The organism is Cyanobium sp. BA20m-14 (assembly GCF_024346295.1).
On sequence record NZ_JAGQCR010000009.1, the window covers coordinates 16,680 to 28,329 of the forward strand.

The 11,650-nt window shown below is 69.3% G+C and carries 9 protein-coding genes, 1 tRNA gene, 1 other RNA gene and 2 pseudogenes; 9 read left to right on the forward strand and 4 right to left on the reverse strand.

What is annotated here, in order from left to right:
- Positions 1 to 54 precede the first annotated feature (54 nt).
- Positions 55 to 127: transfer RNA gene (locus KBZ07_RS01930), tRNA-His, on the forward strand.
- Between the two features lie 45 nt (positions 128 to 172).
- On the opposite strand, the gene KBZ07_RS01935 is transcribed toward KBZ07_RS01930, so the two are convergent.
- Together KBZ07_RS01935 and KBZ07_RS01940 are read right to left on the reverse strand one after the other, a co-directional pair.
- A complete protein-coding gene (locus tag KBZ07_RS01935; RefSeq protein ID WP_254930026.1) occupies positions 173 to 1,243 on the reverse strand; it encodes a DUF1611 domain-containing protein in 1,071 nt (356 codons plus the stop codon).
- A complete protein-coding gene (locus KBZ07_RS01940) occupies positions 1,237 to 2,322 on the reverse strand; it encodes a dipeptide epimerase (RefSeq protein ID WP_254930027.1) in 1,086 nt (361 codons plus the stop codon). Before KBZ07_RS01940 ends, KBZ07_RS01935 begins: the two co-directional genes overlap by 7 nt.
- A gap of 135 nt (positions 2,323 to 2,457) precedes the next feature.
- Here KBZ07_RS01940 and glsA point away from each other — a divergent pair.
- The 7 genes and pseudogenes from glsA to ftsZ all read left to right on the forward strand — a co-directional run.
- Positions 2,458 to 3,339 (forward strand): annotated as a pseudogene (glsA, locus tag KBZ07_RS01945) (glutaminase A); the annotation flags it as partial.
- Positions 3,340 to 3,510: 171 nt separating this feature from the next.
- On the forward strand, positions 3,511 to 4,254 hold the full coding sequence (locus tag KBZ07_RS01950) for a cyclic nucleotide-binding domain-containing protein (protein WP_254930039.1): 744 nt from the start codon (positions 3,511 to 3,513) through the stop codon (positions 4,252 to 4,254).
- A gap of 39 nt (positions 4,255 to 4,293) precedes the next feature.
- On the forward strand, positions 4,294 to 5,655 hold the full coding sequence (miaB, locus tag KBZ07_RS01955; protein WP_254930028.1) for a tRNA (N6-isopentenyl adenosine(37)-C2)-methylthiotransferase MiaB: 1,362 nt from the start codon (positions 4,294 to 4,296) through the stop codon (positions 5,653 to 5,655).
- A gap of 31 nt (positions 5,656 to 5,686) precedes the next feature.
- Positions 5,687 to 6,802: a D-alanine--D-alanine ligase family protein gene (locus KBZ07_RS01960; protein WP_254930029.1), complete on the forward strand. Its 1,116-nt coding sequence runs from the start codon at positions 5,687 to 5,689 to the stop codon at positions 6,800 to 6,802.
- A complete protein-coding gene (locus KBZ07_RS01965; RefSeq protein ID WP_254930030.1) occupies positions 6,799 to 7,209 on the forward strand; it encodes a hypothetical protein in 411 nt (136 codons plus the stop codon). Before KBZ07_RS01960 ends, KBZ07_RS01965 begins: the two co-directional genes overlap by 4 nt.
- Before the next feature lie 22 nt (positions 7,210 to 7,231).
- The gene (locus KBZ07_RS01970; RefSeq protein WP_254930031.1) at positions 7,232 to 8,050 is read left to right on the forward strand and encodes an FtsQ-type POTRA domain-containing protein; all 819 of its coding nucleotides are present in this window, start codon (positions 7,232 to 7,234) and stop codon (positions 8,048 to 8,050) included.
- A 121-nt stretch (positions 8,051 to 8,171) separates the two neighbouring features.
- Complete coding sequence (ftsZ, locus tag KBZ07_RS01975) at positions 8,172 to 9,287, forward strand: cell division protein FtsZ (RefSeq protein WP_254930032.1); 1,116 nt, start codon at positions 8,172 to 8,174, stop codon at positions 9,285 to 9,287.
- Between the two features lie 75 nt (positions 9,288 to 9,362).
- Here ftsZ and ffs read toward each other — a convergent pair.
- An RNA gene (ffs, locus tag KBZ07_RS01980) (signal recognition particle sRNA small type) lies at positions 9,363 to 9,459 on the reverse strand.
- Positions 9,460 to 9,505: 46 nt separating this feature from the next.
- Between ffs and panB the strand changes: the two genes are divergently transcribed.
- A complete protein-coding gene (gene panB, locus KBZ07_RS01985; protein ID WP_315860132.1) occupies positions 9,506 to 10,345 on the forward strand; it encodes a 3-methyl-2-oxobutanoate hydroxymethyltransferase in 840 nt (279 codons plus the stop codon).
- Positions 10,346 to 10,946: 601 nt separating this feature from the next.
- On the opposite strand, the pseudogene KBZ07_RS16420 reads toward panB, so the two are convergent.
- A pseudogene (locus KBZ07_RS16420) lies at positions 10,947 to 11,477 on the reverse strand (radical SAM protein); the annotation flags it as partial.
- Positions 11,478 to 11,650: the final 173 nt, after the last annotated feature.

Below are 11,650 nucleotides of genomic sequence, written 5' to 3' on the forward strand. Positions count from 1 at the left end.
CAGGAACTGGAAACCCCCCAGGCCGGGAGGCTTGGTACATTTGGGTTGTTCAAGGCGGGCGTCGCCAAGCGGTTAAGGCAGCGGCTTGTGGTGCCGCCATCCGGGGGTTCGAATCCCCTCGCTCGCCCTTGTTGCCCAGCCGTTTCCACCCAGGTGGGGACGGTTTTTTTATTCAGCCAGCGGCCAGCAGGGCATCCAGCAGCTGGCCCGCGCCCTGCCGCACCGGATCGACGCAGGCCAGACCCGTCTCGGCGGCGGTGGCCGCCAGGGCTGCGTCTGCTTCAGCGCTGGCGAGCCGGGCGGTGTTGAGCGCCACGGCCCGCACCCGGGGCCGCAGGCCATCGGGCCGCCCCAGGGCCGCCAGCGCCTCCACGGCGGCGATCAGCTCCGGGAGGGGGGGAATGGCCACTGGGGCGGCCCCAGGCCTGGTGCGCACCAGGCTCTGGCCAGCACGATGCACCAGCAGCAAATCGGTGGGCTGGCTGCCCCGCAGCAGCGGCAGGGTGGCGGATGACCCCGGGTGGCAGAGGGAACCCTGCCCCTCGACAAGCACCAGCGCTGCTGGCCCAGCCCCGGCGGCCGCCTGCAGCACCGCCCCTTCCACCGCCCCGACGGCGTAGTCCACCCGCACCGCATCGAGGGCCACCCCGGTGCCGGCGATCAGGATCCCAGCCTGGCCCGTGCCCACAAAGCGGGCATCGAGCCCCCGGCGCAGGGCTTCCGCCTGCAGCTCCAGGCAGGCACTCATCTTGCCGACGGCCATGTCGGAACCCACCGCCAGCAGTCGCCGGCAGGGCAGGGCAGCCGCCCGCGCCGTGGCCACCGCCAGGGCTGGGGGCTCCTGGCGCAGGTCCCAGATCCACTGGCCGGGCCGGGTACAGGCCCCTGCCAGTTCGGTATCGTCGCCCAGGCGACTGTGCAGACCACTGGCCAGGTTGAGCCCCGCCTGGAGCCCCACCAGCACATCGGCGCGCATCAGCTCCGGCAGCCGCCCACCGGAGGGGGCCAGGCCCACCACCGCCGCCGCGGGCCCGTAGGCCAGGGCGGCGGCCATGTCGGACACCACCGGCACGGCCCGGGGGATGCCGGTGATGGCCCGCAGCTCGGCACCGGCGAAGGCCGGATCGATCACGGCGACGATCGGGCCGGAGCGGTAGCGCAGCATGGCCAGACCGGTCTTGCCCGAGAGGTCGTCGAGGCCGCCGTGCTGCAGCAGCACGATCGGGGCGGAGGCGCTCAACATGGCTCCTGCCTCAGGTTGATGCCCAGCCCGGCCCCCGAAGGGGGTACCAGCACATCGGCGTCCAGGTGCAGGCCGCTGAAGGGGTCATCCACCAGGTTCAGGTGGCTGTCAAGGTCGGGCCAATTCACCAGCGGCAGCAGTTGGGCGGCGGCGCCGTTGAGCAGGGCCGCATCGGAATAGCAGCCGACCATCACCCCCAACCCCAGCCGCCGGGCCGTCCGGGCCATCAGCAGGGCTTCGGCCAGGCCGCCGCTCTTAAGCAGCTTGATGTTGATGCCGTCCACGTGGGGGGCCAGCCGCAGCAGATCGGCCAGGTCCCAGCAGCTCTCATCGGCCACCAGCGGCAGGGGAGCTTCGCCGTGCAGGGCCGCAAAGCCAGCGCTGTCAGCCTCCGGATCCAGCAGCGGGGCCAGGGGCTGCTCCAGCAGCACCACCCCCGCGCGCTCCAGGGGCTGGAGCATCGAGCGGGCCGTGGCCAGATCCCAGCCGCCGTTGGCATCCACCTGCAGCTCGCAGGGCCCACCGGTGAGCTGGCGCCGCTGCTCCAGGGCCCCTGCCACCGCCTCCAGCAGGGCCAGGTCGTGGGCCACCCCCGCGGGGCTGCCCAGCTTGAGCTTGATCCGGGTGGCGGGCAACTGGGCCCACCAGCGCTCTAGCCGCGCCAGCCCAGCCTCGGGGGGGCCTAAGCCGAGGGTCACGCTGGTGGCGACACAGGCCCCCGGATCCAGCCCCCAGAGCCGGTGCAGCGGCTGGTTCAACCGCTTGCCCCACCAGTCGTGCAGGGCCAGATCCAGGCCACAGCGGGCCGGGGGGCTGAGGGCCGCCAGCAGGGGCTCCAGGGCCTGAAGGGGCTGGGGCGCCAGGGCCTCCAGCCGGGGGGCAAATGCCTCCAGCTCGGCCGCAACCGCATCGGTGGCGTAGTGGCGGTGGCCGGTGTCGAAGCCACCGGTCTCGCCGCTGCCCGTGCAGCCGTCGTGGGTGATCCGCACCAGCAGGTGCTCCACGGCGGCGGTGGTGCCCCGGCTGATCGCCAGGGGCACGGCCTTGGTGAGGCGAAAGCTTTTCAGGCTCAGGCGCATCGGGGAGGCAGGTTCGCGCCGATCAAAACAGCTTCACGCTGGCACGCTAGGGCGATTCCACCCACCGGTCTGTCCTCAGTGATCCCACGACCGCCGCACCAGAGCGAGCCGGTGCACGCCGCCCTAATCCAGCAGGTGCTGGAGCAGCTGCACCGGGAGCTGCTCCCCTGCCGGGAGGGGAAGCTGGCCGACTACATCCCTGAGCTCGCCAAAGCCGCTCCCGACAATTTCGCCATCGTGCTGGCCACCGCCGATGGCCGGGTCTATGCCGTTGGCGATGGGGACACCGCCTTCACGATCCAGTCGATTTCCAAGCCCTTCATGTATGGGCTTGCCCTGCGCCTGCTCTCGCCGCCGTTCATGCGGAAGAAAGTGGGAGTGGAGCCGTCGGGCGACTCCTTCAACGCCATCAGCCTCGACCCCCAGTCCGGCATTCCCCGCAACCCGATGATCAATGCCGGGGCTATCGCCACGGCGGCCCAGGTGTGGCGCCACGAACGCGACCGGGCCGAAGCCACCATCTTGGCCTTCTTCTCGGCCCTGGCCGGACGACCCCTGAGCGTGAATCGAGCCGTATATGCATCCGAACGGCAGACGGGGCACCGCAACCGGGCCATCAGCCACCTGCTCCGCAATGCTGAAGTGATCGAGGAGGAGCCGGAGCCTGGGCTGGACCTCTATTTCCGCCAGTGCTCGATCGACGTCACCTGCCGGGACCTGGCCGTGATGGCCGCAACCCTGGCTTGCCAGGGGCGCAACCCCCTGACCCAGGAGTAGCCCCTGGATGCCGCCATCACCACCAGGGTGCTGGCGGTGATGGGGAGCTGCGGCATGTACGACTACGCCGGCCAGTGGCTATACGACGTGGGCATGCCGGCCAAGAGTGGCGTGGGCGGGGGCGTTCTGGCGGTGGTGCCGGGCCGGCTGGGGATCGCGGTGTTCTCCCCCAGGCTCGACCCCTTCGGCAACAGCGTGCGGGGCATCGCCGCCTGCCGGCGACTGTCGGAGGTCCTGGGCCTGCACCTGTTTGACCGGAACCCCCTGGGCCAGTCCGCCGTGCGCAGCCGCTATCGGGGAACCGAGCGGCGCTCCCGCTGCTGGCGCAGCCAGGCGGAGGCCGCCTGGCTCGATCCCCGCCGGGGAAGGATCGCGATCCTGCAGGCCCAGGGGGTGCTCGACTTCGCGGCCATGGAACAGCTGCTGGCCGAGCTGGGCAGCTGCCCAGCCGGCACGGCCGTGATCGTGCTCGATCTGGGCCAGGTGATCGAGCTGCCTGCCTCAGGGGCTGCGCTGCTGAGCCAACAGGCCGAGCAGCACCGCAATGGCGAGACACCTCTGCTGCTCTGCCGGGCTACCCACCTGGAGCCGCCAGCCGCCCTGGCAGCGATTCCCTGCTTCACCAGCCTCGATCTCGCCCTAGAAGCGGCGGAAGATCACCTGCTGAGCCTGCGCCCCTCCAGCCCCAACGGCAGTACGGATTTGCCGGCGACCTCTGAGGGTCTGCTCGATCGCCTGGCCCCAGAGCACCAGGCCGCCATCAAAGCGCTGCTGGAGCTGCGCCAGTACGGCCCAGGGGAACAGGTGATGGCCCAACTCCAGGCAAGCCACCACCTGTTCATCGTGGCAACCGGACGCTTCAGCCTCTTCCTACCTGTCCAGCGGGACGGAGCCCATTTGGCTTCCGCCCGGATGGCCACCTTTACCTCCGGGATGGTGTTCGGCGATGCGGGCTTCCTGTCCGGACGGCCGCGGCTGGCAGATGTGGTGGCCGACACCGATGGAAGCTGCTGGCTCCTGGATCGCCGCGATTTCGATCGACTTCAGCTCAGCACCCCAGCCGCTGCCATGGCCCTGCTGAGCCAGATCGCCCTAGACCTTGGCGACAAACTGGCCCTCTGCGGTCAGCAACTGACCCTGGCTGAACATCTCTAAAGCCGGCCGCTGCCGCCAGCTATGGCCGAAACTGGAGCCATGACCGCGACACAGGCCCAACGCGGCAGCTACTGGATCACCACCTTCGGCTGCCAGATGAACAAGGCGGATTCCGAGCGCATGGCCGGAATCCTCGAAGCCATGGGCTACCGGGCCGGCGACGACGAACACAGCGCCGATCTGGTGCTCTACAACACCTGCACGATCCGCGACAACGCCGAACAGAAGGTGTACAGCTACCTGGGCCGCCAGGCCCAGCGCAAACGGGTCAATCCCAACCTCACCCTGGTGGTGGCGGGCTGCGTCGCCCAGCAGGAGGGGGAATCGCTGCTGCGGCGCGTGCCCGAGCTGGATCTGGTGATGGGGCCCCAGCACGCCAACCGGCTCGATGTGCTGCTGGCCCAGGTGGAGCAGGGCCAGCAGGTGGTGGCCACCGGCGAGCACCACATCCTTGAAGACATCACCACCGCCCGCCGCGACAGCAGCGTCTGCGGCTGGGTGAACGTGATCTACGGCTGCAACGAGCGCTGCACCTATTGCGTGGTGCCCTCGGTGCGGGGCCAGGAGCAGTCGCGCCTGCCGGGCGCCATCAAGCTGGAGATGGAGGGCCTGGCCGCCCGCGGCTTCAAAGAGATCACCCTGCTGGGCCAAAACATCGATGCCTACGGCCGCGACCTGCCGGGCATCACCCCCGAGGGCCGCCGCAGCCACACCCTCACCGACCTGCTCCACCACGTGCACGACGTGGCGGGGATCGGGCGGATCCGCTTCGCCACCAGCCATCCCCGCTACTTCACCGAGCGGCTGATCGATGCCTGCGCCGAGCTGCCCAAGCTTTGCGAGCACTTCCACATCCCCTTCCAGAGCGGCGACGATGAGGTGCTCAAGGCCATGGCCCGGGGCTACACGGTGGATCGCTACCGCCGCATCGTCGAGCGGATCCGCGAGCGCATGAGCGATGCCGCCATCACTGCCGATGTGATCGTGGCCTTTCCGGGCGAAACCGACGCCCAGTTCCGGCGTACCCTGGCCCTGGTGGAAGAGATCGGCTTCGACCTGGTGAATACCGCCGCCTACTCGCCGCGACCCCACACCCCCGCCGCCGACTGGCCAGGCCAGCTGGGCGAAGCGGTGAAGGTGGAGCGGCTGCAGGAGCTCAACGCCCTGGTGGAGCTCACGGCCCGCCGGCGCAGCGAGCGCTATCTCGGCCGGCTCGAGGAGGTGCTGGTGGAGGGCAGCAACCCCAAGAAACCCGAGCAGGTCGTGGGCCGCACCCGCACTAACCGGCCCACCTTCTTCCCCGGCCAGCGCCCCGATGGCACAGCGATCCACGCCGGCGAGCTGGTGACGGTCCAAATCGAAGAGGTGCGCCCCTTCTCCCTCAGCGGCAAACTGGCCTGAGTTTTGGCCCCGTGGGCACCAGCCGATCGGCATGAACAGCTCCCCCACCGCAGTTGGTCTGATCCTGGGGGGAGCCTCCGGTGAGCATGCGGTCTCGATTCGCTCCGCCGCCACCGTGGCCGCCGCCCTGCGCCACCCCTCCAACGCGGCGCGCTACGCGCTGCACTGCTTCTACATCGATCCCCAGGGGCGCTGGTGGGGCCCCGAACTGGCCGACGCGGTGCTGGCCCAGGGCAGCCCAGCCAGCGCCGAGCAACTGGAGGCGGCGGCGCGCCAGAGCGGCTACTCCCTGGCGCGCGGCGGCTTCCGCGGCTTGCCAGCTGCAGCCCTGGAGATCGAAGTGTGGTTCCCGGTGCTGCATGGCCCCAACGGCGAAGACGGCACCATCCAGGGACTGTTCACCCTGATGCAGGTGCCTTTCGTGGGTTCGGGGGTACTGGGCTCGGCCGTGGGCATGGACAAACAGGCCATGAAGGCCGCCTTCGCCGCCACCGGCCTGCCCCAGGTGGCCTATGCCTGCGTCAATGCCAACCAGGTGGCGTCCGATCCCGAAGCCCTGATGGGGCAGCTCGAAACCCAGCTCGGCTACCCCTGTTTCGTCAAGCCGGCCAATCTGGGCTCCTCGGTAGGGATCAGCAAGGCCACCGACCGAGCCAGCCTGCTGAACGGCCTGCGCACCGCCGCGGCCCTCGACCCGCGCCTGGTGGTGGAGCAGGGCGTGGCTGCCCGGGAGCTGGAATGCGCAGTCAAAGGAGGCGGCGGCGCACCCCTGCAGGCCTCGGTGCTGGGGGAGATCTGTTTCGATGCCGACTGGTACGACTACGACACGAAATACAGCGAGGGCAAGAGTCACACCGTGATCCCGGCGAAGGTGCCCGAAGCGATCACCGAGCGGGCCCGCGCCATGGCCATCGAGGCCTGTGGGGCCGTTGGGGCGATGGGCCTGGCCCGGGTGGATTTCTTCTACAGCGAAGCCAGCGGCGAGTTGTGGCTCAACGAGATCAACACCATGCCGGGTTTCACCAGCCAGAGCATGTACCCGATGCTTTGGGCCTCCAGCGGCATTCCCCTGCCGCAACTGGTGTGCGAATTGATCGAGGGGGCCCGAGAATGGCACCAGCCATCCCTGGGAGTCCCTACGCCATGACAGAAGGTCTGCTCTGGCTTCCCCTGCTGCTGGTCTTTGTGCTGGTCACGGCCCTGGGCTGGTTGGAACGACGGCGCCAGCGGCTGTTCCGCGAATGGGCTGAGGGCTCGGAACTGGCCAAGCTCGACAGCTGCGGCGGCGCCCGACTGGTGGATGGGGTGCTCAGCTGGTGCCGCTTTGAAGCCGGCCAGATTCAGGAAGAGGGCTCCTTTGTCATCAAAGAACTGGAACTGGTGGAGCTCCTTTCACTGCACTCGGGCGAAGCCCCCCTCACCGATGAGAGCCAGGGGGCCTGCCGGCTGCGGCTGGTGGGGGCAGGGGTGCGCAAAGATCTGCCCTTCGCCGATGCCGAAAGGGCGCGGCGCTGGATCGAGGAGCTGATGTCTCGCTCCCGCTGCGAACTTTGAGCCAGTTGCGGGGCTTTTTGAGGTGAGCACCCCTTCGCCGCCCGGGTCGGAGCGACGGCGCCAGCTGCGTCAGCAGCAGATCAGGGAGCGGCTGCGCAATTCCTGGCGGCTGGTGGTGCTGCTCGCCCTCTCCGGCGGCCTGGGCTATGGCCTGCTGCGACAGGGCTGGGTGTTGAGCGGGCCCAGCCAGGTTGAGGTCATCGGCAGTGAGCTGGTGAGGCCAGAGCACGTGGTGCAGGCTGCCCAGCTGACCTTTCCCCAGCCCCTGCTGGCACTGGAGCCCAAGCGGATCGCCGCCGCAGTGGTGAATGCCCTGCCGGTGGAGCAGGTGCAGGTGCGCCGGCTGATGGCGCCGCCCCGGCTGCGCATCGAGCTGGTGGATCGCCAGGCGGTGGCCCGGGCCCAGCGCCGCACCGCCAAGGGAATTGAACAGGGCTACGTCGACCGATTCGGCCACTGGCTGAGCATTCGCCAGGGCAGGGCGCTGGCCACCAAGGGCAGCAAGGGTTTTCTGGTTTTGGGCTGGCAGCCCAGCTATCGCCCAGTTCTTGCCCTGGTGCTGGCCCAGCGGGAGCGCCTCGAGCTGGGCTCCGATCTCCGCCAGATTCGCTTCGATCCCGGGGGCAACATCTGGTTGGAGAGCGCCAGCCTGGGCCAGGTGCGTCTGGGCCCTGCAGACGGCCAACTGGCCCGGCGGCTGGAGGTGCTCGGCCACCTGCAGAAGCAATTGCCAGCGCAGATAAAGGCCCGCCGGCTTCAATCAATCGACCTCAGCGATCCGGAGCAGCCGGAACTCGGCCTGCCCGGCCCGGCGGCAGCGCCGCCCCAGCCCCCTTCATGAGCATTCGAGCAGCAGTTGCGCCGCTACCTCTGCAAAGGTGGGACACTGCCCAAATCCAGGGACATCAATCACGGTCATAATGCAGCCGCCAGTTCCAAGCTCCGCCTTCTCCGATGCCGTTATGACCGAAAGCCCAATCCCCAGCAATGGAACCCAGCCCTCGGGCGGGATCGTACCGAGCCAAACGGCCCGGATTGAAGTGATTGGGGTTGGCGGCGGCGGCAGCAATGCGGTGAATCGAATGATCGCCTCCGATCTCCAGGGGGTGGGCTATCGGGTACTCAACACCGACGCCCAGGCCCTGTTGCAGTCGGCCTCGCAGAAACGCATCCAGCTGGGGATGAAGCTGACCCGGGGCCTGGGGGCTGGGGGCAATCCGGTAATCGGCCAGAAGGCTGCTGAGGAGTCCAGGGCCGAGCTGCAGGAATCGCTCCAGGGCACCGATCTGGTGTTCATTGCCGTCGGCATGGGCGGAGGAACCGGCACCGGCGCTGCGCCGATCCTGGCGGAGGTGGCCAAGGAAGTGGGCGCACTCACGGTGGGCATCGTCACCAAGCCCTTCAGCTTCGAGGGCCGTAAGCGGATGCGTCAGGCCGAAGAAGGCATCGCCCGCCTGGCCGAGAGCGTGGACACCCTGATCGTCATCCCCAACGACCGCCTGCGGGATGCGATCGCCGGAGCCCCCCTGCAGGAGGCCTTCCGCACCGCCGACGACGTGCTGCGCATGGGCGTCAAGGGCATCAGCGACATCATCACCAAGCCGGGGCTGGTCAACGTTGACTTCGCCGATGTGCGCTCGGTGATGGCCGACGCCGGCACGGCCCTGCTGGGCATCGGCGTGGGTTCCGGTCGCTCCCGCGCCATCGAAGCGGCCCAGGCGGCAATCAGCAGTCCCCTGCTGGAGTCGGCCCGCATTGACGGCGCCAAGGGCTGCGTGATCAACATCAGCGGCGGCAAGGACATGACCCTCGAGGACATGACCACCGCCTCCGAGGTCATCTACGAGGTGGTGGATCCCGACGCCAACATCATCGTGGGCGCCGTTGTGGACGAGCGCCTAGAGGGGGAGATCCACGTGACCGTGATCGCCACCGGCTTCGAGAGCGGCGCCTCCTACATCAATGAGCGCAGCACCTCGAGCTTCAGTGGCAACAAGCTGTACAACAACAGCCAGGAAGAGCGGGGCGCCAAGATCCCGCCCTTTCTGCTAAACCGCCAGAACCAGGCCAACCTGTAGGCCCGGCTGGTTGGTTGGCCGGCCCGGCTAGTTGGCCCCAATCAAGGGGTTACTTGATGGGGCGACCAGAAATGGGGTGACCCGGAGTCCACGCCTGCCCTGAGCATCCCGTGTGGCTGCTGCCTTCCGGTTCTGACCAGGTTTGGGCGTCGGAGCCGCATGGGTCCGAGTCGTTTGGATGCTAGCAATGGCATCCCCCCGCACCGATGCCCGTGCCCCTGCGCCCCGCAGACCTGGCGAGCCGCAAACTGGCCGGACAGCCGATCACGGTGCTGACGGCCTGGGATGCCCTCTCGGGAGCGCTGGTGGCCGAAGCCGGTGCCGATGCGGTGCTGGTGGGCGATTCCCTGGCGATGACGGTGCTGGGCCACGCCACCACCCTGCCGGTGACCCTCGAGGAGATGCTGCACCACACCAGGGCCACCGGCAGGGGCCTGGCCAGCGTCTGCTCGCCCGGCCAGGAGCCGCTGCTGATCTGTGATCTGCCCTTCCTGAGCTACCAGTGCAGCGCCGACGCGGCCGTTGCGGCCGCTGGCCGGGTGCTGAAGGAAACCCCCGCCGCCGCCGTCAAGCTCGAGGGCGCCGAACCGGAAACCCTGGTGGTGATTGACCGGCTGGTGCGCAGCGGCATTCCGGTGATGGGCCACATCGGCCTGACGCCCCAGTCGGTGCACCAGCTCGGCTACCGCCGCCAGGGCAACGACGATGTCAGCCGGGAGAAACTGCGGCGCCAGGCGCTGGCGCTGCAGGAGGCAGGTTGCTTTGCCCTGGTGCTGGAACACGTGCCCCCGGAGCTAGGCGCAGACCTGCAGCGGGCCCTGGCGTTGCCGGTGATCGGCATCGGCGCCGGCGAGGCTTGCGACGGCCAGGTGCGCGTCACCGCCGACCTGCTGGGCCTCACTAACCGCCAGCCGCCCTTCAGTCCACCGCTGCTGCCAGGCCGGGCCCTGGCGCTGGAGGCGCTGCGCAGCTGGGTTGGCTCCTGGCCCCAGCCAGCTCAAGCCCCTCCTGCTGCTCCTGCCACCAGGCCAGCAACTCCCGCAGCACCCCATTGCTGAGGGCCAAGCCGGCTGGATCGGTGAGTCGCCAGCGGGGGCCCTCAATGCGCAGCAGGCCGGCCTCGAGCCAGGGCTGCAGCCGCTGCCGCAGCGCCCCAACCCCAACCTGGGCCAGCAGCAGGGGCAGGTGCACCCCTTCGCGGCGGCGCAAACCCACCAGCAGTCGCTCGTCCACGGGCACACCGGAGCCGCCCTCCCGCACGGGCTCGGCCAGCCAGGCGGCATAGCCATCGCGGCTGCGGGGCCGGGCCAGCCGCTCGCCCCAGGGGGCCGAGGTGGCGCCCATGCCGAAGCCCCACCAGCCCGCACCGCTCCAGTAGACGCGGTTGTGGCGGCAGGCATGGCCGGGCAGGGCGTAATTGGAGATCTCGTAGTGGCCGTAGCCGGCGGCGCTGAGCTCAGCCCAGGTGAGCTCCATCAGGTCGGCGCCCAGATCGGCATCGGGAAGCTCCAGCTGGCCCCGGCCATGGCGGCGGGCAAACACGGTGCCAGGTTCCAGGCTGAGGTCGTAGATGGAGAGATGGGGCGGCGCCAGGGCGATCGCCTGGCCCAACTGCTGGCGCCAGCTGGCGAGGGCCTGGCCAGGCACGGTCTGCCCGGGCAGCCCCTGGATCAGATCCAGGCTCCAGCTGGCCAGCGCCCCCTGGCGCTGGGCCGCGGCCAGCCAGCCGGCGGCCTCCAGCAGGTCGGCGCCGCGGTGGCGACGACCCAGAGCCGCCAGCACCCCATCGTCAAAGCTCTGGCCGCCCAGGCTGACCCGGTTCACCCCCGACTGCAGGTAGGCCGCCAGGCGGGTTTGATCAAAGCTGGCCGGATCGAGCTCCAGGCTGATCTCGGCACCGGGAACCAGGCCGAAACGCTCCCGCAGGGCGGCCAGCAGGGCCCCCACCTGGGCGGGCAGCAGCAGGGATGGGGTGCCCCCGCCGAGATACACAGTGGATAGGGGCGGGCCGGGGGGGGCAGCGGCGATCTCCCCGAGCAGCAGGGTCAGATAGGCCGCGATCGAAGCGGCACCCGGCGCTCCGGGCTCGGCGCTGGCCCTGTCGCCCAGCGGCACCACGGGAAAATCGCAGTAGAAGCAGCGCCGGTGGCAGAAGGGAATATGCAGGTAGGCGCTGCGGGGGGGGAACACGGGGCGAAGACATCATTAAGGGCGGGAACCACCCTGGGGCCAAAGGTCCCGGAATCGGGCATGCTGCGCACCTGAACGGCAGGGTTCCAGGCGAGACAGGAATGGTGGACACCCTCATCCTGATCCTGTTTGTTGTCTCCGGCACGGCCGCTGGCTGGCTGGGGGTGGACCTG

Bases quoted from the DNA above. Each gene is read 5' to 3' on its own strand.
- KBZ07_RS01935 (WP_254930026.1), bottom strand. From the start codon at position 1,243: ATGTTGAGCGCCTCCGCCCCGATCGTGCTGCTGCAGCACGGCGGCCTC.
- KBZ07_RS01940 (WP_254930027.1), bottom strand. From the start codon at position 2,322: ATGCGCCTGAGCCTGAAAAGCTTTCGCCTCACCAAGGCCGTGCCCCTG.
- KBZ07_RS01950 (WP_254930039.1), top strand. From the start codon at position 3,511: ATGGAACAGCTGCTGGCCGAGCTGGGCAGCTGCCCAGCCGGCACGGCC.
- miaB (WP_254930028.1), top strand. From the start codon at position 4,294: ATGACCGCGACACAGGCCCAACGCGGCAGCTACTGGATCACCACCTTC.
- KBZ07_RS01960 (WP_254930029.1), top strand. From the start codon at position 5,687: ATGAACAGCTCCCCCACCGCAGTTGGTCTGATCCTGGGGGGAGCCTCC.
- KBZ07_RS01965 (WP_254930030.1), top strand. From the start codon at position 6,799: ATGACAGAAGGTCTGCTCTGGCTTCCCCTGCTGCTGGTCTTTGTGCTG.
- ftsZ (WP_254930032.1), top strand. From the start codon at position 8,172: ATGACCGAAAGCCCAATCCCCAGCAATGGAACCCAGCCCTCGGGCGGG.